Origin of the sequence: Allosphingosinicella sp. (genome assembly GCF_035626655.1) — a bacterium.
Lineage (GTDB): Bacteria > Pseudomonadota > Alphaproteobacteria > Sphingomonadales > Sphingomonadaceae > Allosphingosinicella.
Window position 1 is genome coordinate 19847 of sequence record NZ_DASPNF010000015.1, and the last position, 24295, is coordinate 44141.

At 69.2% G+C, this 24295-nt stretch carries 28 protein-coding genes; 14 read left to right on the forward strand and 14 right to left on the reverse strand.

The genetic code is table 11. From position 1 onward, the window contains the following. Positions 1 to 8: 8 nt before the first annotated feature. Positions 9 to 1346 (reverse strand): amidohydrolase, encoded by a 1338-nt coding sequence (locus VEC11_RS13810; RefSeq protein WP_464132367.1) that lies wholly within the window; start codon positions 1344 to 1346, stop codon positions 9 to 11. 7 nt (positions 1347 to 1353) lie between these two features. Beyond that, the gene (locus VEC11_RS13815) at positions 1354 to 1992 is read right to left on the reverse strand and encodes a DUF4893 domain-containing protein (protein WP_464132369.1); all 639 of its coding nucleotides are present in this window, start codon (positions 1990 to 1992) and stop codon (positions 1354 to 1356) included. A 98-nt stretch (positions 1993 to 2090) separates the two neighbouring features. On the opposite strand from VEC11_RS13815, the gene VEC11_RS13820 reads away from it, so the two are divergent. Both VEC11_RS13820 and VEC11_RS13825 read left to right on the forward strand, forming a co-directional pair. Continuing rightward, the gene (locus tag VEC11_RS13820; RefSeq protein ID WP_464132371.1) at positions 2091 to 3713 is read left to right on the forward strand and encodes a hypothetical protein; all 1623 of its coding nucleotides are present in this window, start codon (positions 2091 to 2093) and stop codon (positions 3711 to 3713) included. 75 nt (positions 3714 to 3788) lie between these two features. Beyond that, positions 3789 to 4259 carry a hypothetical protein gene (locus VEC11_RS13825; protein ID WP_464132373.1) on the forward strand — a complete coding sequence of 157 codons (471 nt, stop codon included), beginning with the start codon at positions 3789 to 3791 and terminating at the stop codon, positions 4257 to 4259. A gap of 21 nt (positions 4260 to 4280) precedes the next feature. Here the strand turns inward: VEC11_RS13825 and VEC11_RS13830 are convergent, their stop codons facing one another. Together VEC11_RS13830 and VEC11_RS13835 are read right to left on the reverse strand one after the other, a co-directional pair. Next, the gene (locus VEC11_RS13830) at positions 4281 to 5036 is read right to left on the reverse strand and encodes a 3-hydroxybutyrate dehydrogenase (RefSeq protein ID WP_464132375.1); all 756 of its coding nucleotides are present in this window, start codon (positions 5034 to 5036) and stop codon (positions 4281 to 4283) included. A gap of 132 nt (positions 5037 to 5168) precedes the next feature. Continuing rightward, on the reverse strand, positions 5169 to 6323 hold the full coding sequence (locus VEC11_RS13835) for a patatin-like phospholipase family protein (RefSeq protein ID WP_464132377.1): 1155 nt from the start codon (positions 6321 to 6323) through the stop codon (positions 5169 to 5171). A 94-nt stretch (positions 6324 to 6417) separates the two neighbouring features. On the opposite strand from VEC11_RS13835, the gene ypfJ reads away from it, so the two are divergent. From ypfJ to VEC11_RS13870, 7 genes are all read left to right on the forward strand, one after another. Next, positions 6418 to 7299, forward strand: a complete 882-nt coding sequence (gene ypfJ, locus VEC11_RS13840; protein WP_464132379.1) for a KPN_02809 family neutral zinc metallopeptidase — start codon at positions 6418 to 6420, stop codon at positions 7297 to 7299. 176 nt (positions 7300 to 7475) lie between these two features. Beyond that, positions 7476 to 7766: a GIY-YIG nuclease family protein gene (locus VEC11_RS13845; protein ID WP_464132381.1), complete on the forward strand. Its 291-nt coding sequence runs from the start codon at positions 7476 to 7478 to the stop codon at positions 7764 to 7766. Positions 7767 to 7915: 149 nt separating this feature from the next. Continuing rightward, the gene (locus VEC11_RS13850; protein WP_464132383.1) at positions 7916 to 8896 is read left to right on the forward strand and encodes an alpha/beta fold hydrolase; all 981 of its coding nucleotides are present in this window, start codon (positions 7916 to 7918) and stop codon (positions 8894 to 8896) included. 230 nt (positions 8897 to 9126) lie between these two features. Then, entirely contained in the window at positions 9127 to 11652 is a 2526-nt protein-coding gene (locus tag VEC11_RS13855; RefSeq protein WP_464132385.1) for a TonB-dependent receptor, read from the forward strand. 65 nt (positions 11653 to 11717) lie between these two features. Next, a complete protein-coding gene (locus VEC11_RS13860) occupies positions 11718 to 12401 on the forward strand; it encodes a Fe2+-dependent dioxygenase (RefSeq protein ID WP_464132387.1) in 684 nt (227 codons plus the stop codon). A 188-nt stretch (positions 12402 to 12589) separates the two neighbouring features. Then, entirely contained in the window at positions 12590 to 13747 is a 1158-nt protein-coding gene (locus VEC11_RS13865; RefSeq protein WP_464132389.1) for a PepSY-associated TM helix domain-containing protein, read from the forward strand. A 457-nt stretch (positions 13748 to 14204) separates the two neighbouring features. Then, positions 14205 to 14372: a YdeI/OmpD-associated family protein gene (locus VEC11_RS13870; RefSeq protein WP_464132454.1), complete on the forward strand. Its 168-nt coding sequence runs from the start codon at positions 14205 to 14207 to the stop codon at positions 14370 to 14372. An 8-nt stretch (positions 14373 to 14380) separates the two neighbouring features. Here the strand turns inward: VEC11_RS13870 and VEC11_RS13875 are convergent, their stop codons facing one another. Beyond that, positions 14381 to 14767, reverse strand: coding sequence for a surface-adhesin E family protein (locus VEC11_RS13875; RefSeq protein ID WP_464132391.1), 387 nt, complete (start codon positions 14765 to 14767; stop codon positions 14381 to 14383). A 174-nt stretch (positions 14768 to 14941) separates the two neighbouring features. On the opposite strand from VEC11_RS13875, the gene VEC11_RS13880 reads away from it, so the two are divergent. Together VEC11_RS13880 and VEC11_RS13885 are read left to right on the forward strand one after the other, a co-directional pair. After that, the gene (locus VEC11_RS13880) at positions 14942 to 15490 is read left to right on the forward strand and encodes a hypothetical protein (protein ID WP_464132394.1); all 549 of its coding nucleotides are present in this window, start codon (positions 14942 to 14944) and stop codon (positions 15488 to 15490) included. Further along, entirely contained in the window at positions 15490 to 15828 is a 339-nt protein-coding gene (locus VEC11_RS13885) for a hypothetical protein (protein ID WP_464132396.1), read from the forward strand. The genes VEC11_RS13880 and VEC11_RS13885 overlap by 1 nt, the downstream gene beginning before the upstream one ends. On the opposite strand, the gene VEC11_RS13890 is transcribed toward VEC11_RS13885, so the two are convergent. From VEC11_RS13890 to VEC11_RS13910, 5 genes are all read right to left on the reverse strand, one after another. Continuing rightward, positions 15825 to 16292: a hypothetical protein gene (locus VEC11_RS13890; protein ID WP_464132398.1), complete on the reverse strand. Its 468-nt coding sequence runs from the start codon at positions 16290 to 16292 to the stop codon at positions 15825 to 15827. The genes VEC11_RS13885 and VEC11_RS13890 overlap by 4 nt on opposite strands. Before the next feature lie 117 nt (positions 16293 to 16409). After that, on the reverse strand, positions 16410 to 17111 hold the full coding sequence (locus tag VEC11_RS13895) for a hypothetical protein (protein WP_464132400.1): 702 nt from the start codon (positions 17109 to 17111) through the stop codon (positions 16410 to 16412). Between the two features lie 192 nt (positions 17112 to 17303). Continuing rightward, the gene (locus VEC11_RS13900; RefSeq protein ID WP_464132402.1) at positions 17304 to 17489 is read right to left on the reverse strand and encodes a YdcH family protein; all 186 of its coding nucleotides are present in this window, start codon (positions 17487 to 17489) and stop codon (positions 17304 to 17306) included. Beyond that, entirely contained in the window at positions 17489 to 17719 is a 231-nt protein-coding gene (locus VEC11_RS13905; protein ID WP_464132404.1) for a hypothetical protein, read from the reverse strand. Before VEC11_RS13905 ends, VEC11_RS13900 begins: the two co-directional genes overlap by 1 nt. A 104-nt stretch (positions 17720 to 17823) precedes the next feature. Then, positions 17824 to 18300 carry an Hsp20 family protein gene (locus tag VEC11_RS13910; RefSeq protein ID WP_464132406.1) on the reverse strand — a complete coding sequence of 159 codons (477 nt, stop codon included), beginning with the start codon at positions 18298 to 18300 and terminating at the stop codon, positions 17824 to 17826. Positions 18301 to 18480: 180 nt separating this feature from the next. Between VEC11_RS13910 and VEC11_RS13915 the strand changes: the two genes are divergently transcribed. Beyond that, positions 18481 to 18846 (forward strand): YkvA family protein, encoded by a 366-nt coding sequence (locus tag VEC11_RS13915; RefSeq protein ID WP_464132408.1) that lies wholly within the window; start codon positions 18481 to 18483, stop codon positions 18844 to 18846. Here the strand turns inward: VEC11_RS13915 and VEC11_RS13920 are convergent. Together VEC11_RS13920 and VEC11_RS13925 are read right to left on the reverse strand one after the other, a co-directional pair. After that, complete coding sequence (locus VEC11_RS13920) at positions 18843 to 20219, reverse strand: DUF4339 domain-containing protein (protein WP_464132410.1); 1377 nt, start codon at positions 20217 to 20219, stop codon at positions 18843 to 18845. The two genes, VEC11_RS13915 and VEC11_RS13920, sit on opposite strands and share 4 nt — an antisense overlap. 44 nt (positions 20220 to 20263) lie before the next feature. Next, positions 20264 to 20941 (reverse strand): hypothetical protein, encoded by a 678-nt coding sequence (locus tag VEC11_RS13925; protein WP_464132412.1) that lies wholly within the window; start codon positions 20939 to 20941, stop codon positions 20264 to 20266. A gap of 428 nt (positions 20942 to 21369) precedes the next feature. Here VEC11_RS13925 and VEC11_RS13930 point away from each other — a divergent pair, with 428 nt between their 5' ends. Continuing rightward, the gene (locus VEC11_RS13930) at positions 21370 to 21702 is read left to right on the forward strand and encodes a hypothetical protein (RefSeq protein ID WP_464132414.1); all 333 of its coding nucleotides are present in this window, start codon (positions 21370 to 21372) and stop codon (positions 21700 to 21702) included. A 124-nt stretch (positions 21703 to 21826) separates the two neighbouring features. On the opposite strand, the gene VEC11_RS13935 is transcribed toward VEC11_RS13930, so the two are convergent. Then, positions 21827 to 22795 carry a M28 family peptidase gene (locus VEC11_RS13935; protein WP_464132416.1) on the reverse strand — a complete coding sequence of 323 codons (969 nt, stop codon included), beginning with the start codon at positions 22793 to 22795 and terminating at the stop codon, positions 21827 to 21829. Between the two features lie 161 nt (positions 22796 to 22956). Between VEC11_RS13935 and VEC11_RS13940 the strand changes: the two genes are divergently transcribed. Next, positions 22957 to 23508, forward strand: a complete 552-nt coding sequence (locus VEC11_RS13940) for a hypothetical protein (protein ID WP_464132418.1) — start codon at positions 22957 to 22959, stop codon at positions 23506 to 23508. 68 nt (positions 23509 to 23576) lie between these two features. Here the strand turns inward: VEC11_RS13940 and VEC11_RS13945 are convergent, their stop codons facing one another. Continuing rightward, positions 23577 to 23870, reverse strand: a complete 294-nt coding sequence (locus tag VEC11_RS13945; RefSeq protein WP_464132420.1) for a hypothetical protein — start codon at positions 23868 to 23870, stop codon at positions 23577 to 23579. Positions 23871 to 24295 lie beyond the last annotated feature (425 nt).

The window sequence follows — 24295 nt, forward strand, 5'->3', positions numbered from 1 at the left end:
GTCATACCCTAACGCCGTCCCAGCACGCCGAGCGCCGCCACGGTCATCGCCTCGGTCGCGGTGGAGATCACGGTCTCGGCCTCGGGGGCCCAGAACGGGCTGTGCAGCGAGGGCAAGGGCGGGCCGCCATTCTGCGCCGCCTCCCAGCGCGCCCGCGGGACGCCGCCCACCCAGAAGATCAGGCTCTCCAGCCCCGGCGCGGCGAGGCGGAAGCGGCCGAAATCCTCGCCGGCCATGACCGGCCGCATGCGCTCGACCCGCTCCGCCCCGAAATGGGCGCGGAAGCGCTCGACCGTCTGCCGGGTGAGGCCGTCGGTGTTGACCGTCGCCGGGGTCGCCTCGGCCTCGCGCACGGTGACGGTTGGCATCCGGTCCTCGGGCACACCGGCGGCGATCGCCTCGCCGCGCGCGATCCGGGCGATGCCGTCGAGCAATTGCCGGCGGATCTCGGGCGTGTAGCTGCGCACCGTGATCAGCAGCCGCGCCTCGTCGGAGATGATGTTGTGCTTGGTCCCGGCCTGGAAGCTGCCGACCGTGACGACGGCGCTGTCCAGCGGGTCCAGCTCGCGGCTGACCAGGGTCTGCAGGCTGGTCACGATCCGGCTGGCGAGGACGATCGGGTCGCGCGTCGTGTGCGGGGCGGCGCCATGGCCGCCGACGCCGCGCACGACCATGTCGACGCTGTCGACATTGGCGAGGGCGGGACCGTCCGAATAGCCGATCATGCCCGCCGGGAGCGTCGCGCTGTCGTGGAAGGCGATGGCGTAGGCCGGCCGCGGGAAGCGGGTGAAGAGCCCGTCCTCCAGCATCGCCTTGGCGCCCTGGCTGGTCTCCTCGCCGGGCTGCGCGACCATGATCAGGGTGCCGCGCCACTGGCCGCGCAGGGCCGCCATCCGCCGGGCGACGCCGACCCAGGCCGCCATGTGCGTGTCATGGCCGCAGCTATGGGCGATGAAGGTATCGAGGCCCTCACGGGTCTGGCCGCGTGCGCGGCTGGCGAAGGGCAGGCCGGTCTGCTCCTCCATCGGCAGCGCGTCCATGTCGGCGCGCAGCAGCAGGACCGGGCCCGGTCCGTTCTCCAGCACCGCGACGACGCCGGTGCCGCCGACCCGCTCGGTGACGGTGAAGCCGAGCCGCCGCACCTCCGCCGCGAGGAGGCCGGCGCTGCGCGTCTCCTGCATGCTGAGCTCGGGATGGGCGTGCAGGTCGCGATAGAGGTTCATCAGCTCGGGCATGTCGCCGGAAATGGCCTGGCGCAGCGCCTGGACGGGCTGGGCGTCGGCGGCGGCGAGCGGGGCGGTCAAGACCGCGGCCCCGAGCAGGAGGGCGAGAAAGGGACGGCGCATCGAGACCTCATCGGACGGGGGTGAGCTCGATCACGTCGAGCAGGGATTCGAAATGGGGGCGGGGAAAGACCATGCGCCAGCGGTCCGGGCCGATCCGCTCGATGATCCCGATCAGGTCGCGCTCGCGGTCGCGGCTGTAGCGCAGCGCCCGCGTCTCGTCGCCGAGCATCAGCGTGCCGAGGAAGATAAGCCGCCGGCCGTTGTCCGGGAAGATCGTGCCGACCGGCCGCTGCGAGCCGGTCAACTTGGTGAAGTGGATGCGGCCGTCGCGCTCCGCGATCCGGCACCGGAAGGCGGGATATTCGACATAGTCGGGCACGCCGCCGGGCGGCTGGCGGCCGAGCTTGACGGTGCGGCAGGCATAATCGCCCGCGGGCGGCTGCGCGCCGGGCAAGGCGGTGTCGGGCTCGAACAGGGCGCCGCCGGCGGCGATGGCGGCGGCGTTGCTCCGGTTCGCCTGGGCGAGCGCGTCGACCCAGGCGTCGCGCCAGTGCCGCAGGCGGCCCCGGTCCTCCTCGGTGGCGACCTGGCGCCAGTCCGAGCCGGCCCGCGGGGTGACGACGTCCTCGGCGGCCGCGGCGAAGGCGGCGGGCGCGAGCGCGGCGGCGGCGGCGAGCAGGCTAAGTCTGAACGAAAAGCGGGCCATTTGCGCTTCTTAAGCAGGCGCTGCGGGGAAGGCGAGGCTGAAAAGGCCGCTTGCGGTCCCCGCCCGAGGCCCTAACCTCGCCGCGGAAAGCGAGGATCATGCGTAACCCGACTCGCCGCGCCGCGCTGGCGCTTGTCACCCTCCTGCTGGCCGGCCCGGCCCTGGCCCAGGTTCCGAATCCGCCAGAGACGCCGCCGCTCGCCGAGCCGCGCAGCGGCATCCCGGTCACCACTCCCACCCCGGCCCCGACCCCCGCGCGGCCGAGCCAGGAAGAGGTCCAGGCCTCGCTCGACGCGATCGGCGCGGCGGACACAAGGCGGCTGCTCAGCGACCGGACCTATGCCGGCGAGCTGCTCGGCCATCTCGACCGGATCGCGCCCTACATGTCCGACGACGCGACGGCCGCGGTCGCGGTCCGCAACCTCAGACTGCTCTCGCTCATCACCCTCAACCGGCCGGCGGACGGCGGGCCGATCATCGACCAGATCGTCGCCTCGCGGCCGAATGATCCCGGCCAATATGCGGCGGCCTGGCTCGCGGCCCTGACCTTCCGGGACTGGGCGCGGGCCGTCGCCGTGATCGAGACGGCGAGCCGCTCCGTCCCCGGCGTGCGCTGGGCGGACCTGCGCGCCCTGCTCGACCGGCAGACCGTCTCCGGCCTGCTCTTCGAGCTGAAGAACGAGGCGGGCAATGCGAACCGGGTGCGGCTCGCCGACGCCCTGTTCCGGATCGGCTGGCCGGGCGGCGGCGATTCCGAATCCGGCGATTTCGTCCGCGCCATCCTGCTCGAGGACCGGCTCGCGGCCGGCGACGTCGCGGCGGCGCGGCTCTATGCGGACGGGATCACCTCGCTCAGCAGCACGGTGCCCGTGCTGGTCGGCCGGCGCTACGACCCGGCGCTGCCGGCGGACGCGGACCGCATGGCCTTGCTCCGGGCGGCGATCGAGCGGGAGGACCGCACGACGCGCGACGCCCTCGCCGCCCAGCCCGCCGATCCCCGCCGCCTGCTCGACCGCGCCCAGCATCTCAGGAGCCTCGCCCGCCACGCCGAGGCGCTGGCCCTGCTCCGGCCGCATCTCGCCGACGTCCCCGCCATGGCCGCGAACGGCGAATATGGCATCTGGGTGGTGAACGAGGCGGTCTTCGCGATGGCGGCCCTCGGCCGCTATGACGACGCGGTCGCGCTGATGGACCGGGTCGCGGCGCTGCCGGTCGCCGACAATCCTTCCCTGATCAGCCTCCGGATCAATCATCTGGAGCTGCTCTGGGAGGCCGGGCGCCATGAGGAAGCCCTGCGCCGGGCGACGGCGCTGGACCCCGACGCCATCCGCTTCGCCAGCGATTTCGGGCGGATGTGGATCGCGGCGGCGCGGGTCTGCGCCCTGGCCAGCCTGAACCGGCCCGGCGAGGCCGCGCCGCAGATCGCCCGGCTCAGGGAGCTCAGCGAGGTCAATCCGGCGGCCCTGGGCCGCGCCTATCTCTGCCTCGGCGACGAGGCCGCCGCCAGCGCCCTCATGGTCCATCGCCTGCAGGCCGCGGACCCCGATCTCGCCATCCTGGTGCTCCAGGATTACAGCCTCGAGGCGCCGCGCGGCGCCTCGGCGACGCTCGCCGCGCGGCTCGCCTCGCTCAGGGAGCGGCCGGAGGTGCGCGCCGCCTTCGAGCGGGTCGGCCGGCGAATGACCCTGCCGCTCGCCCGCATCTATTATGGCGACTACTGACTGCCGCCGTTCGGTCTTTACAGCCTCGAAACGGTCTGCCTAAGCTTGCCTGCTTTCAGAGGGGGGACAAGGACAATGCGCAGACTCGTCATGCTTCTCGCCGCGACTGCGGCCATCGGCGGCACGGCCTCCGCCCAGCCGAACTTCAACGCCAATCCGAGCTTCGGCACGATCGCGCTCGGCGCCGGCTTCGACGGCGATCCGCGGATCATCAACGTCACCGCCGGCGGCCGGCTGAGCGCGCAATCGATCGATCCGGATTGCCGCGGCTCCGTCGCCAACGCCCCGGACGTGCGCCTGAACTACGAGGCCGGCTCGCTGCCGCTCATCATCTCGGTCGATTCCGACGCCGACACCACGCTGGCCGTCAACGGGCCTGACGGCACCTGGTATTGCGACGACGACACCAACGGCACGAACCCGGTGGTCCGGTTCAACAGCCCGCAGTCCGGCCGGTACGACATCTATGTCGGCCATTATCAGGAGGGCAGCCGCATTCCTGCCCGCCTCTACATTTCCGAGGTGACCTCGGCCGGGGCCGAATAGGCGTTCCCGGCGGACGGCGGCTCAGGCCGCCGTCCAGCCGCCGTCGATCGAGTAATTGGCGCCGGTGATCGCGCTGGCCTCGTCGCGGCAGAGGAACAAGGCGAGCGCCGCGACCTGCTCGACCGTGACGAACTTCTTGGTCGGCTGGGCAGCGAGCAGGACGTCGTTCATCACCTGCTCGCGGGTCAGGTTCCGCGACTTCATCGTGTCGGGGATCTGGTTCTCGACCAGGGGAGTCCAGACATAGCCGGGGCTGATGCAGTTCGCCGTGATCCCGTGCGTGGCGACCTCGAGCGCCACCGTCTTGGTGAGGCCCGCAATGCCGTGCTTGGCCGCGACATAGGCGGACTTGTTCGGGCTGGCGACGAGGCTGTGCGCGCTCCCCGTGTTGATGATCCGCCCCCAGCCCTTGTGCTTCATCGCCGGCACAGCGAGCCGGATCGTGTGGAAGGCGGCGGTGAGGTTCAGCGCCAGGATCAGGTTCCATTTGTCGACCGGGAACTGGTCGACCGGCGCGACATGCTGGGTACCGGCATTGTTGACGAGGATGTCGACCTCGCCCGCCGCCTGCATCATCGCCTCTATCTCCTCGGCCCTGGTGAGGTCGTGGCCCGAATAGTCCGCGCCGAGCTCCGCCTGCAGCGCCGCGATCTCCGCCGCGTCGCCGAAGCCGTTGAGGATCACCCGCGCGCCCTCGCCGGCCAGCGCGCGGGCGATGGCGAGGCCGATGCCGGAGGTGGAGCCGGTGACCAAAGCGGTCTTGCCCTGGAGGAACATCTAGTCAGTCCTTTCTCTCTATTTCGTCATCCCAGCGCAGGCTGGGATCCAAGCCGAATCCGAGCCGCGAACAGACGCCGTCCGGACCCCAGCCTTCGCCGGGGTGACGTGCCAGGGCTGAGGCCCTCCACGTCATGAAGCCAGGTCGAACGCCGCGGTCTTGCCGTCGACGATATTCTTCGCGAGCAGGCTGTCGTGGCGCATCGTCTCGGCGATCGCCTTCAGCCCTTCTTCCCAGTGATGCTCCATCGTGCCGCGGGAGAATTCGAAGTCGCGGGCGCCGCCCTCCCAGCCATGCTTGCGATAGATGAGATGGACGACGTTCACCGCATGCTCGGCGGCCAGCTCCGCGAGCTTCGCCACGTCCTCGTCCTGGCAGAGCCCGGGCGGGAGCTTGGCGAGCACCTTGCGGATCGCCTCGCGCTCCTTGCGCAGGCGGATCAGCTGGTCGGTCACCTGCCGCGTGCGACTCGAATAGCGTATGTCCTTCTCGCGGCTGGTGACATCCATGATCGTCGCGGGCCGCTCGCCGCGCGCGGAGAAGAGATCGACCTGGAAAACGAGCAGATCCGCCTTCTGCTGCTCGAGCACATGGCTGAGCGGGGTGTTGGACACGATGCCGCCGTCCCACCACCAGGCGCCGTCGATCTCGACCGGCGGCAGGCCCGGGGGCAGCGCGCCCGAGGCCATGATGTGCCGCGCGTCGATCCTTGCCCGCCGGCTGCCGCGCGTGTCGAAATAGTGGAAATTGCCGGTCTCGACATTGACCGCGCCGACGCTGAGCCGGACCGGGCCGTCGTTGAGCAGGTCCCAGTCGACGAAGGCGTCGAGCGTCGCCGCGAGCGGGGCATTGTCGTAGAAGCTGAGCGCCGCGAGGCTGCGGGCCGGGGCGAGCGCCGGGGTCAGCAGCCGCGGGGTGAAGAAGCCGGGCACGCCCTGCAGCGCCACCATTCCCGCCGAGGCGATGTGCACGAACTCGCGCCATTCGTCGCCGCCGCCGGCGAAGGGCAGGGCCGGGAGCGCCGCCGTCACCTTCTCCCAGAAACCGCGCAATTGCGCGACGCGCCGCTCGGGCGGGTTGCCGGCGAAGATCGCGGCGTTGATCGCGCCGATCGAGATGCCGGCGACCCAGTCGACCTCGATCCCCTTCTCCTCCAGCCCCTCGATCACGCCGGCCTGATAGGCGCCGAGCGCGCCGCCGCCCTGCAGCACCAGGGCGACCTCGTCGGGGAGCGGCAGCCGCTCCCCGGTCTTCGCGCGCCGCCGCCTGCTCTCGGTATCAGCCATCGCGGCCCATGTGCCCGCTTCTTCGGCTTATGCAAGTGCTGCGCGTGCAACCTTTCGTGCGCCTGCTGCATTGCTGCGGGCGGAGGAGACCGTCATGCGCTTCGGCGACCGCCGCACCAGCGACAATGTCGAATATCGCGAAGGCGGCCGCGGCTTCGGCTTCGGCGGCGGCGGAGGGGGCGGCAGCATGCTGCTCGGCATGATCTTCAGCCGCTTCGGCATTCTGGGCGTGCTGCTGGTCGCGGGCGTCGGCTTCCTGGTCGGCGGCGACCCGCTCGGCCTGATGGGCGGCGGCGGCGTGCAGCAGGCCGGGGATGCGCCCGCCAACCGCAATGCCGGCCAGGTCTGCGCGTCCAACTCCACCTACCGCTTCGCCTGCCAGACCCTCGCCTCGACCGAGGATCAATGGGGCACGATGTTCCAGGCGATGGGCCGCACCTACCAGCCGCCGCGCATGGTTCTCTACACGAGCGGCGCGCCCTCGGGCTGCGGCCAGGCGGATTCGCGCATGGGGCCCTTCTACTGCCCCGCCGACCGCGGCATCTATCTCGACACCGCCTTCTTCGACGAGCTCGCCCGCCGCTTCGCCGCGCCCGGCGACTTCGCCCAGGCCTATGTGATCGCGCACGAGGTCGGCCATCACATCCAGCTGCTGATGGGGATCGAGCAGCGGGTGCGCCGCGCCCAGGCGGGCGTCTCCGAGGCGCAGGGCAATGCCATCCAGGTGCGCATGGAGCTGCAGGCCGACTGCCTCGCCGGCGCCTGGGCGGCGAAGGAGCAGGGCGCGATGGAGCCCGGCGACCTCGAGGAAGGGATGCGCGCCGCCGCCGCAATCGGCGACGACACCCTCCAGGGCAATGCCGCCGCCCCCGAAAGCTTCACCCACGGCACCTCCGCCCAGCGCCAGGAAGCCCTCCTCCGCGGCTATCGCGGCGGCTCCTGGGCGGCGTGCGAGGGGTATACGCAGGGGCTCTAGACCCACCCCGTCATGCCAGCGAAGGCTGGCATCCCGGCCGATCCTCAACCCGCCCCTCCGTCCCCCGGTCCGCCTGGACCCCAGCCTTCGCTGGGGTGACGGGGATTTGATCCAGATCGGATTCGTCATGCCAGCGAAGGCTGGCATCCCGACGGACTTGGCATCAATCTCATCTTATGAAGTGCGGCTGGGTCTACATCATGACCGACGCGCCGTTCGGGACGCTCTACATTGGCGTGACAAGCGATCTCGCCGCGCGCGTCTGGCAGCACCGCAACGGCAAGGGATCGGCCTTCTGCAGGCGCTATGGCCTGAAGCGCCTCGTCTATTGCGAACAATTTGAGCGGATCGACGAGGCCATCGCGCGCGAGAAGGCGATGAAGGCATGGCAGCGCCGCTGGAAGACGAAGCTGATCGAGCAGATGAATCCGACTTGGGAGGACCCGTACAAGTATGTGATTGGCTAAATCGTCATGCCAGCGAAGGCTGGCATCCCAGCCGAATCTCCGTCCGCAATTTCTGTCTCCGGTGCCGCCTGGACCCCGGCCTTCGTTGGGGTGACGGGATTGGGAGAAATGGCTAGACAAACGGCGACCTTCTTCGGAGACCCTCACGCATGTTCCGTCTGCTTGCCGCCATTGCCGCGCCCGCCCTGCTCCTCGCCGCCCCCGCCATCGCTGCGCAGGCGCCTGCCGCCGCGGCGCCGGCGGTCCAGCCGGACCCGGGCACGCCCGCCCCGAACTTCAGCTCCGAGCGGATCGGCGTCACCGTCATGGGCAGCGGCCCGGACGTCGTCCTGATCCCCGGCCTCTCCTCCACGCCGGCGGTCTGGAGCACGACGATGGCGGCGCTGCCGGGCTATCGCTACCATCTGATCCACGTCTCAGGCTTTGCGGGCCGCCCGGCCGGCGCCAATGCCCGGGGCAATTATCTCGTGCCCGTCGCCGACGAGATCGCCCGCTACATCCGCGAGGCGCGGCTCGATCGGCCCGCCGTGGTCGGCCACTCGATGGGCGGGACCTGGGGCATCCTCGTCGCCTCCCGCCATCCGGAGCTGGTCGGCAAGCTGATGGTCGTCGACATGCTGCCCTATCTCGGCATCATGTTTCGCCAGCAGGGCGTGACCGACGAGCAGCTCACGACGATGATCGACCAGATGCAGACAATGATGGTCAATGCGACGCCCGAGCAGCGGCGGATGATGGCCTCGATGACGATCAGCCAGATGGTCAACACGGAAAGCCAGCGGCAGGCGCAGATCGACGCCAGCCTCGCCAGCGATTCGGCCGTCGCCGCCCAGGGCTTTACCGACCTGCTGCGCACCAATTTGCTCGAGGACGTCGGCCGCATCCGCGCGCCCCTGGTCGTGCTCTACGTGCAGCCGTCCGGCGCGCCCGGCGGGCCTCCCATCACTGCGGAGCAGATCGACCGCGCCTACCAGCTCTCCTACCGCGCCGCGCCGCAGGCGGTGATCCGGCGGGTGCCGGACGCCGCGCATTTCATCATGTTCGACAATGCGCCCTTCTTCCAGGCGCAGCTGCGCGAGTTCCTGACGACGCCGGGCACGGCGCGGCCGGCCACCCCGCCGGCGCAATAAGGGCGATCCCCTTCGTCATTGCTTCGCTTCGCTCGCAATGACGGCGCCCCCAAAAACGGATGGCGCCGGCGTAACGGCTGCTGTCACGCCGGCGCCGACGGGCCCTTGGGAAGAGGTAATGCCCGTCAAGTTGCGAACCGTTCGCAATCTTCTTGACACTGTTGCGAGTGATTTGCAATAGCCTCGCTCGACCGGAAAGGTCCGGCAGTCGAGAAAAGGGGCTTACCTTAGTGACCAAGCAGATTTCCGCCCGGAGCGCCGCGGCGCGTGCGCCCCTGTTCCTCGCGCTCGGGGCGGTCGGTTTCCTCTCCTCGCCGGCTTTGGCCGGGGACCTGCCGCGCGACGGCGTCGACACCGGCGGCGCCGGGCAGAGCGACACCGAACAGCGCGACAATCCCGGCAATGACGTGCTCGTCCAGGGGCAGCGCCAGGAGACCCGGCTCGAATCGCCGCGCGCGACCGCGCCCCTGCTCGACACGCCGCAGACCGTCACCGTCATCTCCGACCAGGTGCTGCGCCGCCAGAATCTGCTGACCCTGCGCGACGCCCTCACCACCATCCCGGGCATCACCTTCGGCGCCGGCGAGGGCGGCGGCGGCTATGGCGACGCAATCAACCTGCGCGGCTATTCCGCCAATAACGACATCACCGTCGACGGCGTGCGCGACTCCGCCCAATATACGCGCAGCGACCCGTTCAACCTGCAGCAGATCGAGATCTACAACGGCGCCAATTCCGTGTTCAACGGCTCGGGCAGCGTCGGCGGCACGATCAACCTCGTCTCCAAGGTGCCGCAGGCCGAGGACCTCACCATCCTCTCGGCGGCGGTCGGCACCGACGATTATTTCCGCGGCACCGTGGACAGCAACTGGCGGCTCAGCCCGCAGGTCGCGGTCCGGCTCAACGCCATGGTCCACCGCAACGACGTGCCCGGCCGGGATGTCGAGAATTACCGCCGCTGGGGCGTCGCGCCCGCGATCACCTTCGGCATGGAGGGGCCGACCCGGGTCACGCTCGCCTGGGTCCACCAGCGCGACGACAATATCCCGATCTACGGCGTTCCCTATTTCCTCAATGCGATCAACGACGGGCCGCTGCCGGGTACGGACAGCTCGGATTATTATGGCTATCGTAACCTCGACGAGCAGGAAATCACCGTCGACCGGCTGACCCTGACCCTGCACCAGGAGATTACCGACAATGTCAGGATGCGCAGCCTCGCGCGCTGGCAGAAGGTCGACCAGTTCAGCGTGACCAGCGCGCCGCAGGGCACCTTCTGCCTCGCCGGCACCGGCCTGCAGCCCGTGACCACCACGGCGACCAGCACGGTCGGCGCCGCCTGCACGGCCGCGGTGACCAACGTCACCACCGGCAACGGCCCGGCGGTCGGCACGATCAACGTCGTGGTGCCGCCTGGCTTCTGGCAGCCGTCCGGCCCGCGCGGCCTGGTCCGCGACCAGTCGAACGAGCTCTGGTACAGCCAGACCGACTTCACCGTCGAAAGCGGCCGCGCCGGTGGCGACGGCCTCCACAATATCCTCGTCTTCGGCGCGTCGTTCAGCTGGGAGGATTATTTCATCGAAAGCGCCTCGCTGCCGCGGAACGCCGCCGGCGCGCCGCTGCTGCTGCCGCTCGAGAGCATCGTCAATCCGACCACCGTCTATAGCGGGCCGATCAACTACACCGTCACCGCCCGCTCGCGCGGCGAGTCCAACAACCAGGCCATCTACGCCTTCGACACGCTGGAGATCGGCCGCCACTTCGAGCTGAACGCCGGCATCCGCTACGAATGGGCGGAAGGCGTCTTCCGGAACATCGCCCTGTCCACCTATCCGCCGGGAACGGCGCCGCTCACGCCGCTGCAGCTCGCCCCGCAGCGGAGCGACGAGCGGCTCTTCTCCTACCGCTTCGGCGCGGTTTACAAGCCGGTGCGCAACGTCTCCATCTATGCCGCCTATGGCAATTCGCGCACCCCGACCTCGCTCACCGTCCGCTTGGGCTGTGGCACGCCGGCCAGCGCGGCCGCGCCCAGTCCCTGCGACGCGGCGCCCGAGACGGCGCGGACCTGGGAGATCGGCGTGAAGGCGGACCTGTTCGACCGGCGCCTCAACTTCACCGCGGCCCTGTTCCGCAACGAGCGCAGCAATTTCCGCGTGCCCTCCAACGATCCGGCGGCGCCCAACCCGCAGGTCGTCGACGGCCGCTCCCGGGTCGACGGGCTGGCGCTCGGCCTGTCGGGCAACATCACGCCCGAGTGGCAGATTTTCGCCAATTACACATATCTCGACAGCAAGGTGCTGCAGAGCGTCTCCGATTCCTGCCTTGCCGATCCGGATCCGCGGCCGGCGCCGCTGGCGGCCTGCAACAACAGCGACGCCATTCCCGATCCGCAGCGCGGCGACGATCTGATGCAGACGCCGCGCCATTCGGCCAGCCTGTTCACCACCTACCGCCTGCCCTTCGGCCTGCAGATCGGCTACGGCCTCACCTGGCAGGGCAGCTTCGCCACCCACCAGCGGACCCTGCTGCAGCGGACCCAGTACCGGGCCGACGACTTCCTGATCCAGCGGCTGTTCGCCTCCTATGCGTTCGACAACGGCATCACCGTGCAGCTGAACGTGCAGAACCTGTTCGACGAGGATTATTTCACCAACGTCCGCAACAATGTGAACGCGACCAGCGGCATCGTCACCGGCGGCTGGGCCGCGCCCGGCGAAGGCCGCTCGGCGGTGCTGAGTCTGTTCTACTCGTTCTGAGGGCTGCAAATGGGGACAGTTACGAGTAACTGTCCCCCTTCCTTCTCTGAGGACACCGCCCGCCCATGATGCTCCCCATCCCCGACGTGCTGGACAAGGAGGGGGTCGCGCGCATCCGGGCGATCGTCGACGCCGGCGCCTGGGAGGACGGCAACGCCACCTCGGGCCACCAGTCGGCGCTGGCGAAGCGGAACGAACAGCTGCCCGAGGAGAGCGACGCCGCGAAGCAGGCCGGGCGGCTCGTGCTCGAGGCTTTGGGCCGCTCGCCTTTGTTCATCGCCGCGGCGCTGCCGCTGAAGATCTTCCCGCCCCTGTTCAACCGCTACCAGGGCGGCGAGGCGTTCGGCACGCATATCGACAATGCGATCCGCATCCACCGCGCGGGCGAGTTCCGCGTCCGCACCGACTTGTCGGCGACGCTCTTCCTGGAGGACCCCGATGCCTATGAGGGCGGCGAGCTGGTCGTGGAGGACAATCTCGGCGCCAATGCGGTGAAGCTCCCCGCCGGCCATTTGCTCCTCTATCCGTCCTCGAGCCTGCACCGGGTCGAGCCGGTGACCAGGGGCGCGCGCGTGGCGAGCTTCTTCTGGATCCAGTCCATGGTCCGCGACGACGGCCAGCGCACCATCCTCTTCGACCTCGACCAGGCCGTCCAGGCCATCGCGGGCGACCGCGGCCATGACGACGGCGAGGTGATCCGGCTCACCGGCGTCTATCACAACCTCCTCCGCCGCTGGGCGGACGCGTAGACGGCGGGAACTTTCACGGGGAAAACCCGTGCTCCTGCGAAGGCAGGAGCGTTGCGAGAACAAGGCTGATGCGATTACCGGCCAGCGCTCCTGCCTTCGCCGGAGCACATAGGAAACAAACTTCTTCTTGCAATCCATTCGCAATAGCTTTTAGGCTCGGCATATCCGGACCGTAGCAGGGGGAATCAGTGGCCCAATCGACCGTTCTTCGCCTCAGGGGCTATTGGCTTTCCGTCCACAAATGGATCGGCATCCTGCTCGCCGTGCTGATCATCCCGATCTCGGTCACCGGCGCGGCCCTGGTCTGGCACGACTGGCTGGACGAGCAGCTCAACCCGCAGCGTTACGCCGTCTCGACGAGCGAGGCGCGGCTGACGCCCGCCCAATATGCGAACGCCGCCCGCTCGCGCGCCGGCCCGGACGACCGGCTCGCCTCGCTCCGCTATCCCGAGGGCGGCGAGGGCCCCGTCGTCGCCACCGTGACCCAGGCCCGGCAGGGCGAAGGCCCGCCGCAGCGGCTCAACGTCTGGATCGATCCCGGCACCGGCCAGGTGCTCGATGCGGCCAATTCCAACAGCGGCCTGGTCCGCGTCTTCCACGTCCTGCACGGCTCGATGATGATCCCGGTCTGGGGCCGCACCATCGTCGGCTGGGTCGGCGTCTTCATGTTCATCTCCTGCCTGACCGGCATCTGGCTCTGGTGGCCGATCGGCGGGAGCTTCCGGCGCGGCTTCCGCTGGAAGCGGCAGAATTCGACCAACGCCAACATCCATCATCAGGTCGGCTTCTGGGTGCTGGTCCCGCTCGCCATGCTGAGCTTCACCGGCTTCTGGATCTCCTTCCCCAACACGTTCGGCGTGTTCGAGGCGAGCCAGCCCAAGGCCAAAGGCAATCCCGCCGAGGAGCGCGCCCGCGCCCAGCGCGCCCGGCCGCTGGCGCGGACCGCCATGGCCCCGGAGGCGGCGCTGGCGGCGGCGATCCCGGCGTCGGGCGGCGGCCGGCTCGTCTCGGTCACCTGGCCCACCGACCAGAGTAGCCAGTGGAAGCTCTCCTTCGAGCGCGCGGGCGGCCCGGCCGAGGTCGCGGTCGACGATGCCCGCGGCACGGTCACGCCGCCGCGCCCGCCGCGTCCCGAGACCAACGCCAGGCTGATGCGCCGCCTGCACGACGGCACGAACATGGGCCTGGTCTGGCAGATCCTGATCTTCCTCGGCGGCATCATCCCCGCCATCCTCGCGGTCACCGGCCTCGTCATGTGGTGGCGCAGCCGCGGCTGGAAGAAGGCGCTGGCCCGGAAGCGCCGGGAGAAGGCGCTGGGCCAGGCGGCGCCGCAGCCGGCGGAGTAAACGTCCTCCCCATCGGCACGATAGGGGGGCATAAGAAGGCTATGACCGCTCCCACCTTCTTCCCCGACGCCGCCGGCTTCCGCGCCTGGCTCGAGGCCAATGCGGCCACCGCGGAGGAGCTCAGCGTCGGCTTCCGCAAGAAGGCGACGGGGGCGCCCTCGATCACCTGGCCGGAGGCGCGGGACGAGGCCCTGTGCTTCGGCTGGATCGACGGGGTCCGCCACCGGATCGACGACGAAAGCTACCGCATCCGCTTCACCCCGCGCCGCAAGGGCAGCATCTGGTCCACGGTCAATGTCGAGCGCTTCGCGGCGCTGACCGCGGCGGGGAAGATGACCGAGGCGGGGGTGCGCGCCTATGAGGAGAACAGGCACCGCACCGGCGTCTATGCCTATGAGCGCGAGACCGCCGCTTTGACCCCGGCCGAGAACGCCCTCTTCAAGAAGAACAGGAAGGCCTGGCGGACTGGGAACGGCGCCCGCCCGGCTATCGCAAGCTCTGCCTCCACTGGATCACCAGCGCGAAACGGCCCGAGACCCGCGCCCGCCGCCTCGCCACCCTGATCGAGGACAGCGCAGCCGGCCGCAAGATCGCCGGCGTCGACATCGGCCGGAAGAAGGACTGACGTCGGCCTTAACGGCAGACGCGGTCCACCGTGACGGCGCCCTGCGAGCCGGGACTGAACCGGGTCCACTGCCGCACGTCGGCGGGCGCGCTGCCCTGATTGATGAGCGAGCCGTCGCTGCGATAGGTCGCAAAGCCGGTCAAGGCCATGGCTCGGGTCTCGCAATCGACGTCCTGCACATATTCGGTCCGGGCGCGGCCCGTGCTGTCGGGCTCGTCGGTCACCACCCGGGTCCGGACGGACCGGATGGTGCCGCGGACGACATGGATGCTGCCCACGTCGATAAAGACGACCCGTCCTTCCGGCCGGGTCAGCTCGATCCACTGCTCTCCCGCCGTTCCCGACGCTGGATTCTGCGCGGCCACCGCCACGGCCAGGAGACTGAGCTGTATCATGTCCAATTCTCACCTCGCTCCGGTCCGGCATCTCCTGCCGTTTCCCGCTAGCCTACACCAGCGCAATCGCACGGGGAGGGTCGTCTGCACGAAATCTCCTTATCCCCCGGATCAGCGCTGCAAGCGCCAGTGCGAAAGGCGAGCCTCTCGAACAATACATGCGGGGACAGGATGATGGCGGGGCAGATGACGGGCGGACGGAGCTTCAATTTCTGGCGGGTTGCGGGCTGGGGCCTGGCCACGGCGCTGCTGGCGACGCCGCTCGTCGCCATGCAGTTCACCGACGAGGTGCGCTGGGGGCCGCTCGACTTCGCGGTCGCCGCGCTGCTGATCGGCGGGCTCGGCGGCGCGCTGGAGTTCGCCGTCCGGCGCAGCGGCAACGCCTGCTACCGGCTCGGTGCCGCGCTCGCCGCCTTCACCGCCTTCCTGCTGATCTGGGTGAACCTCGCCGTCGGCTTCATCGGCGAGCCGCACAATCCCGCCAATCTGATGTTCGCGGGCGTCCTGCTCGTGGCGCTGGCTGGGGCGGTCGCCGCGCGCTTCCGGCCGCGGGGCATGATGCTGGCCATGGCCGCCGCCGCGATCGCGCAGCTGCTGATCGCGGTCGCCGTCTTCGTCGCCGCGCTCGGCAGGCCGCTGGAATTGTTCCTCACCATCGCCTTCGCCATGCCCTGGCTGCTCGCCGCCGGCCTGTTCCAGCGGGCGGCGGAGACCGATGCCTGATGTCGGTCCGGGCCAGGCGGCTCGGTTGGGCGGCGGGTGGCGCCGGCCTGGTCATTCTGGTCGGCTTTTTCTATGTCTCGCTCATGGGGTCGGCGGTCGTGGTCGACCGGAAGGGGCAGGTCCTCTCCGCTGCCATCGTCACCAGTGACGGCCGGACACAGGCGCTGCTCGATCTGCCCGGTGGCTACTTCTTTGCCATTCCGCGCATCGAGGGCACGATCGAGTTGCGCTGCCGCGACGGCTTGCGCCCGCAATGGGGCTATGTGACCGGACATATGCACACCCGTCTGGACGTCGAGCCCGGCACGGGCTGCGGCAGGATCGTGGAGCGCTTTTAGCGCGGCGTGCAGCGGCGGCCGTTGCCGATCGAATCCGAGCCCTGGCCGGTGTCGCTGTCGGTGCATCCTGACGTGCGCGGCGCATAGCCGTTGGGGTCCAGGCCACGGCAGGCGCGTCCCCGCCCGCCCGGATCGCCATTCTGGCCATAGTCCCGGTCCGAGCAGCGCGTCTCGGGCTGCACGTTGGGATTATAGTGGCCGCCGCCGGTTGCGCCACTCGTGCCGCGGCCGCGGCAGCGCGGGTCGCCGGAGGGGCCGGTGTCGCGATCCGTGACAGCGTTGCGATTGCCGCGGCCATAGCCCGGCCGGTCAGAGCCATTACCCGTGTCGCAATCGGTCACGCCGCTGTAATTCTGCGCCCTGAGTTCCGACCCGCCGACCAGGGCGAGCGCGGCGCCGGCCGTGGCGGTCGCGCCCACGCGCAGCAGAAAGGAACGGCGGCTGGTGCTTCTGAGCGGCTTCATGGCGGTCCTCCGTCGGACGGCACGCGCACAACATCCGCTGCTTATCCCCCTGTTCCGCAGTCGAAACAAGCGGGTTCGAGGGGGACGGCGGGACAGTTCCCGCCGTCCCCACGAGGATTACTCCATCCGCTCGCGGAAGCAGCCGCGGAGCGCCCGCTCGCGCTCGCGCTGGTTGGTCATCGCCGCCGCCTGGTTGCGGCACTGCGCGACCGGCGAGTTGGCCTCGGCCGCAGCCATCGCCGCCGCCGCGTCATAGGAGGCGGCGAGGCGGCCGTCGGCGCCGAACGGCACCGGCTGGGCGAGCTGCGACATCAGTTCGCGGCCCATGGGCAGGCGCGCGCGCTTGCCGGTGATGAAGCCGGCGAAGACGCCGACGGCGATGATCCCGACGCCGGTCGCGATCGTATTGCCCTCGCCCTCTTGGCGATAGTCGCCGGTGACGGGGATGCGCTGGCCGCCAAGCTCGATGTAGCGCAGCGAGAATTCGAGCTTGCCGGACTTGCCGAAGGCGCCCTTGCCGGTGCGCCAGGTGATCTCGCCCCGCGCCGGCGTGCCGCGCGGAATGACGATCGTGTCGCCGACGCGCACGTCGTTCAGCACGGTCAGCGGGAAGGTGTCCCCCGCCCGGTGCGTGCTGCTGTTCACCTCCTGGGCGACGGCGAGCGTGATCGGCGTGCCGGCGGTCAGGGTCAGTAGCCCGGCCGACGGCGCCGCCGCCACCGGCGCCTGCACGGCGGCGGTCTCGACAGGCGCGGGCTGCGCGGACAAAGGCGTGGCAATGAGCGCGGCAATGGCCGCGCCGGTCATGTATCTTCTCACGATTTCCCCCCAAAGAATATTGGTGGCGGCATAGTTTCGATTTTCGCACCGCAAGCAAGTATCTTTTTTGTGGAAAGAATCCCGGCCCTGGTCCGATCCGGCGGAATCAATACTTCGCCGGCCGAAGGGAAAATGGCCTCCGGCGGGAGGCGCAGGGGTGCGGGCCGGCCGTCCGGCCGGTCCGCACCGGGGTCAGGCGGCGGCCGCTGCCTTGCTCAGCCTTTCCCAGTCCGCGAGCTGCTCGCGCACGGCCAGCCTCAGCGCCCTGAGCCGTGCGATCTCCAGCTCGTCCGGCTCGGGCCGGCGCCGTGCGTCCGCAACAGCGGCATCGAGGCGCGCATGCTCCCGCCGCAGATAGTCAAGCCAGCGCGCAGACATCATGCCTCCACGAGCGGCTTGTCTTCCTTTGCCGGCTTCTCCTTCGGCTTCGGGACGAGAGTCCCGGCGGGAAGCGGGGCCTTTTTGCCGGGCAGCACGGCCAGGTCGGCCGGCTTCGAGGGCGCTGCCGGCGCCACGGCCGGCGCCGGGGTCGCCGGCGACGTGCCGGTGCTCGGGACCGGCGCGGGCGCCGCTCCGATCGCGGCAAGGGCGGTCAGATACAGGATCATCTTCGTTACTCCTCGTACAGGCCGGCGGCCCGCCACCGCCGGCTTCGGGCAAGGGAGCGCCGGAACGCCGGAGCGGCGGGCGTCGCATCCCGGCGCGTGGGCGGTCAGGCCGCGAGGCGCGGCTTCTCCGGAGCGTCCAGCTGCGGTGCGCCGCCGGAACCGATCTCGATCTTCCGCGGCTTCATCTCGTCGGGAATCTCGCGCTCGAGGGTGACGGTGAGCAGTCCGTCCGCGAGCTCGGCGGAGCGCACCTGGACGAAGTCCGCGAGCTGGAAGCGCCGCTCGAACGCCCGCGCGGCGATGCCGCGGTGCAGGAAGCGCGGGCCATCCTCGCGCTCTTCCTCCGTCTTGCGGCCGGCGATGACCAGCTGGTTCTGCTGCGCCGTGATCTCGATCTCGTCGCGGCGGAAGCCGGCGACGGCGAGGGTGATGCGGTAGCGTTCGTCGCCGTCCTTCTCGAGGTCGAAGGGCGGATAGCCGTCCGCAGTCTCGCTGCGAAGGCCGCTTTCGAGCAGGTCGAACAGCCGGTCGAAGCCGACGGTGGAACGCCGGTAGGGCGTCAGGTCGAAGTCGTTTCTCATCTCCAAATCCTCCATGTTGAAGCAATTCGGGCATGAGATGCGCCGGGGCTTGAGAGCCGGCGCCCTCTTTCCCAGCCGGGCCCGGATGGCGCCCGGCGCCACAGAATTAGGAAGGGAAAAGCCGGGTTCAAGAGGTCGAAATGGTACCGCTGCAGAGCCGGTCTGCTATGCTGCGGGACCATGTTCTCCGCTCTCAAAGCCTGGGCCGGACGCCTGAAGCGCGACGTTGTCGCGCTCTGGCTCGCCGCGCGCGATCCGCGCACCCCTTGGCATGCCCGGGCATTGGCGGGCTTCACCGCCGCTTATGCGCTGAGCCCGATCGACCTGATCCCGGACTTCATCCCCCTGCTCGGCTATCTCGACGACCTGCTGATCGTCCCGGCCGGGATCTGGCTGGCGGTGCGCGCCGTGCCGGCCGGGCTGATGGCCGGGTTTCGCGAACAGGCGGCGGCGCGCGAGCGGCCCCGCAGCCGGGCCGCGGCGGCGGTGATCGTCGCCTTGTGGCTGGCCGCCGCGGGACTGCTGCTCTGGCTCTGGCTGCTTTAGCCGCCCGGCTGGAGCGCCGCCACGACCGGCTCGACCTTGCTGATGCCGCGGTTGAAGGCGATCGTGTCGCCATAGGCCGTCTCGACATAGATATAGGTGTTGAGCACCTTGCGCTTGCTGTGCACCGAGACGATCTCGTCCCTGAACAGGATCAGGTTGTTCGCGTCCTTGAACTCCCTGGTCTGGCTGACCAGGATGTCTCCGAGGTGGACGCCGGCGATCTTCGGCTTGAACAGCACCCTCTTGTCGGTGACGATCAGCGAGCCGGCGACGTCCTGCCAGTCGGTCACCAGGCCGACGATCCAGTTCCCCACTTCCGTCTCGCCGGGCTGGATCTCGAGGCTGTCCCAATCCCCCTCGCCAGGGTCCGGCGCCAGCGCGGCGAGATCGTCGGGCTCAGCCGGTTCCTCGGCTTCCGGCCCGGGCGCCGGCTCGTCCTCTTTCTCGCCGAACGGCGGCAGCAGGCCCACCTCCAGCCGCACCGCCGCGCCCTCGTGCCAGACGCTGTCCTCCCGCCGCACCCGGCCCTCGGCGACGAAGCCCGCCAGCTGCCCGGTCGTGTACGGCCCGTATTGCGTCGCGTCCCGGAGCATGAACCAGGCGGGCCGCGCCGGCGGCGGCAGCGCCGTCCCGCAGCTGTGGCAGGACACGGCTTCCGCCTCCCCGGCGACGGCCGTGGTGGTGCGGCAGGTGAGGCAGGGGATGTAGACGGTCAGGCGGGGCGTCGGCGCGACCGCGGTCTCGACCGCCTCGGGCTCGGGAGAGGCGGACTCGGTCGCTTCAGGCTCGGCGGGCGCTGCGGCTTCGACGGGCTCAGGCTCGGGCGCAGCCTCGTTCGACGCGGGTTCCGGCGCCTCCGCTTCTGCGGGGGCAGACTCAGCTTCGGCGGCTTCGGCGGCTTCGGCCGGCGCGGGCTCGGGCTCGGCCGCGACCTCCGGTTCCGGCTCGACTGACGCGGGCTCGCTCGCCTCGGCTTCAGCGGGGGCGGGCCCGGCTTCGGCGGCTTCGGCCGCGACCTCCGGCGCCGGCTCGACCGCCGCGCCCTCCGGCGTCGGCAGGTCCTCGGCCAGCGGCGGAATGTCCCCGCCCGCGGGCGCCCTCTCGCCGAACGGCGGCAGCCGCGCCACCTCCAGCCGCACCGCCGCGCCCTGGTGCCAGACATGGTCCGCCGGCAGGATCCGGCCCTCGGCGATCCAGGCGCCGAGCTGGGCGAGCGTATAGGGCCCGTATCGCGCCTCGCCGCGCAGCATGAACCAGGCGGCCCGCGCCGGCGGCGGCAGGGCTACCCCGCAACCGGGGCATGACAGGGCGGCCGAGTCCTCGCCGGCGGGCGTGGCGCTGCGGCAGCTGAGGCAGGGGATTTGAACGGCCATGCCGCTTTGTCGATGACCGCTCCGGAGTCGTCAAGCGGAGGCCGTCACCCCCGGGCGTCGCGCCTGCGCTTCTCGCGCTCCCAATATTCCAGGGTCCGGAGCGCGCGGTCCACGTCCCGCTCGTCCAGCGGCTCGCCCTCGAACGCCTCGTCATAGGCCGCCCGGCTCCAGCGCACGCTCTGCAGCGCAAGCAGATCCTCCAGCCGCGGCCGCGCCTCCGCGATCGCCCGCTCGCAATCCTTTGCGAAACCGGGCCGCTTCTTCATCTGGTTGTGCGCGGTCCGCGCCGTGAACCCGGCCGCCCGCGCCGAGGCCTCGACATTGCCCGTCCCGCGCAAGGCCAGCAGGAAAATCTCGTCGTGCCGCGGCTCCCACCAGCGCTGCCCCGGCGACACCAGCCGCACCCGCCCGCCCTGCCCGCGGCGCGGGACGAGGCCGGCATAGTCCCCCTCCCCTTCAGGGGAAGGGTCAGGGGTGGGGGAGTCGGGGGAGCCCCACTCCGCCAGCCGCTTCGACCCGATCGAGATCGCCGCCTCCATCCGTTCCCGAAACCCCGGCTCCAGCTTCCGGAGCCGGTAGATCGCCCCGATCCCCAGCCCCGCCAGCTCGGCCGCCACCTTCACCGTCCCGGTCTCCTCCAGCAACGCAAGGAACCGCCGCCGCCGCCAGCTGGTGACGCGGACATAGGCGCGTTTCGGCGCAGGGGATGGCTTGCGGGCCATGGCGTTCCTTTCGCGAAGGAACGGGCCAGAAATACCCTCAAATCCTACTTTGCAAGCCCGTGCGGTGCCTGAAAGCTCGGCCTCGCCGCTTGTCCGTCATCCCAGCGAAGGCTGGGATCCAGACTGCGTTTCCATCCGCGCTGCCGTTCAGGGCCCGCTTGGCCCCCAGCCTGCGGTGGGGTGACGAGGAAGCGATTGGGCGCGGGCTTAACTCGTTCTTGGATGATGTGGATTGACGCCTTTTCGGGTGTGGAATCGGCCCCGAAAAGTGTGGAATTTTCCAACCCGATTCAATTTGCGCAACACTTCAGCCCGGCACCCCGGACCTGATCCGGGGTCGACCTTCCCCCCGACGTCCGCTATCGACCCATTGCGGACGTTCGCACTAAGTGTAACCTGCGGCCATGGGTCGGGTCCCTGACGCAGATGTGATCGTAGGCCTGATCGACAGCGAGCAGATTGCGCCGAACTACCATGCCGTTGCTCGGGCGATATGCGACCACATCGACCTGGCGGCTTCGGATCGCGCCTTGCTGGCCTTGATCGATGAAGGAAACGTGCTGGATTCCGACGATAGGCTAAAGAACTTGTGGCAGAGGATCACTTCGCAGCCAGTTGAGCGAGAAGGCATCCCCCGCCTTCTGACTGCGCTGCTGATCCCCGATCAGCCGATGGATTGGTTCGGCGCGGAGTTGATCGTTCACTGGGGCGCGCCAAGAGGGCGTTTCCGAAGAGCAGATATGCGGGGCCTTCGGAGTTGACCCATCGTCTGGTTCATGACGGGACGCCCGCCTTCCACCCTCACCTGTCCGGCCGCTTTCGACCCATTGCGGACGTTCAGCCTCCGACAGGACGTTGGCTGTCTCAGCGGGCCCTGCATGAGGATCAGTGCGTGGCCCGCCGCCGGATCAACAGCGCCAGGCCGTGGACGACGCGGCTGAGGCGGGGATAGTCAAGCTTGTCGGGCGTGTCGGCGACACCATGATAATAGGGGTAACGGAACGGGGCCGTGTCGGTGACCATCGCCGCCGGGATACCGACCTGTCCGAAGGCCCAATGGTCCGACCAGTCGATGCCCTGAAGGAAGCCGGGTGCGGCACCGCCCTCGCTCGGAAAAGGCGCGACCATTCGGAACTCCCCTACCGTCCGCCGCACGAAGCCACGCGACGAAAGAGTGCCAGCGAACGCCACGAAGTTGCCGGTGTCGGGATAGCGCAGGTTCAGCGGAAAGGGGTAATGCTGGCTACCCGGAGCATCGCTGTAATAGCCGAGTGTTTCGAGCGAGAGCATTCCTGTCACATTTTCGCCCGACCGACTCAGGCGCCGGGCATAGACAAGGCTCCCCATCTGCTCGGTCTTGAAGAATGGCGGCTCCTCGTTGACGAAAAGGACAAACCTGACGCGGATGGCTGCGCGGCCCCTGAGGTCGGCAAGCAACCGGGCCAGCTCCAGCAACGCCGCCGCGCCCGAGCCATTGTCGTTCGCGCCCGGGGACTCGCCATAACTGTCATAATGGGCCCCCACGACGAGCGTTTCCGCATTCGCGGCCGCCGGTTCCACGACCGCTTCAATGTTGCGAACCTGCCGGCCCCTGGCCTGGAAGGGCTGACTCAGGACCGGATAGCCAAGCGCCCTCAGCCGACCTTCGAGATGCGTTGCGGCCCGTTCCAGCGCCGCCGGATGCGCAACATTGTGTGGCTCGGAGGCGATGGCGATGACGTCCTCACGCAGCCGCGCGGCGCTCTGCACCTGCGCCGCATCTAGCGCCGGCAGCGGCCCGGTCCAGGAACTGCCGGGGACGGATGTCATCCAGAGTAGAAAGCCGATGGGCAGGACGAGCAACACGGCGATCACGCCGAGCAGAACCGCGAGCTTCGTTCCCCTGCCGCTGATCTCCGCCTCCCCGACGATATGGAGGCACTATGCCTCGAAGTCGCCGTGTCTGCTATCCACCCGTAGCGGCCTGTCAGCTCTCGACCCATTGCGGTCATTCGAGCGGATGCTAGCTTGCGCCAATGCCTATGCTTCAACGCTTCAAAGGCGCGGCTTTCGGGTTGGGCATCACGCTGGTGCCGATAGCTGCGCTGGCCTGTGTGCATTTCCTGTTGGTCCCTTACACAGCGGCGACGGTCTATAATGTTGACCAGGAGACTGAAGCTCGGCTCGTCTCGAACCTTCGACAGGGGATCGTGCGCGCCTACCCCGTCATCGCACTGATCATTGCCGCCTACTGGTTGCTCGCGGCGGCGCTCGGCAGGGGGGAGGTCTTGCGGATCAGGAGCGCCAACATTGTCCTGGCTCTCTCGATCCTCACATTTGCGGTTACTGTGGTCATCCTGTCGACAGTCCCCAAGGCTGACAGAATCTTTAAAGGCGCATGTCCGCTGCTCGGCTATCCCGACGAACTGCCTGCGCTCAGCTCGGGCGACATGTTCGCTTTCGTCGACGGTCCGACGCCCTGCGATAGTTTCGCGAGCGCGGCCGGGATCGTCGTTTTTATTGGAATGCCGCTCATCCTCTTTGCGACCAGCGCAATCCTGCGAATCGTCGGGTCTCGGCGTCGGTGACGGTGCGACGTCCGCTTTCCACCCATAGCGGACGGGCAGCTATCGACCCATTGCGGACGTTCGAGGCGTCAGAAGAAGCGGCCGTCCTGCACGTATATTGCATCGGTCAGGGAGAACACCTGCTGTGCCAACGGCGTGCCGATGACCTCGTCCCGGCGCAGGCCCGTAGACGCGAGGCCGCCGCTTGATACGGGCCGGTCGTTCGCATCGATGACCATCAACGACGGGCTTCCATCCGGCTGCTGCTGGTGAACGAGGGAAATGGCGACCCGATCTTCAGGGCCGGTGCCATCCCCCCATCGCCCCAAAACTAGGTCGAGATTGGCTCCCGTGTCGGCCAGATGTCCCTCTGTCCAGTGCATCCAGTATGCGGCGTATGCGCTTCCATCTGCGTAGACTAAGCCCCAAACGGATCGGCTTGTCCGGCCACAGCAATCGCAGTGACCATGGCTCTCATCGAGACGCTCTATCTCATAATGCGGGCGAGGTGCTTCTGGCATCGAGGCAGCATACTTCAGGAACGACCGCTTTCCACCAATAGCGGACCGGCAGCATCCGACCCAATGCGGACGTTCACGCGAGCGTGTGTCAGCCAGCGGCTGCCTACCTACACCGTAGTGTCGTGCGGCTATGGCCCCCGCGTGGACCGGGCGGCAGGTGCGGAATATCCCAGTCAGTTTGGTCCTCTGCGGATCGCCGGATCGTTGCCCTGCACCGTATACGATCCGGAACCTGACGACCGTCAACCATGATGGTCCCGCCGTCACGCAGCAGGTCAAATCGGCAA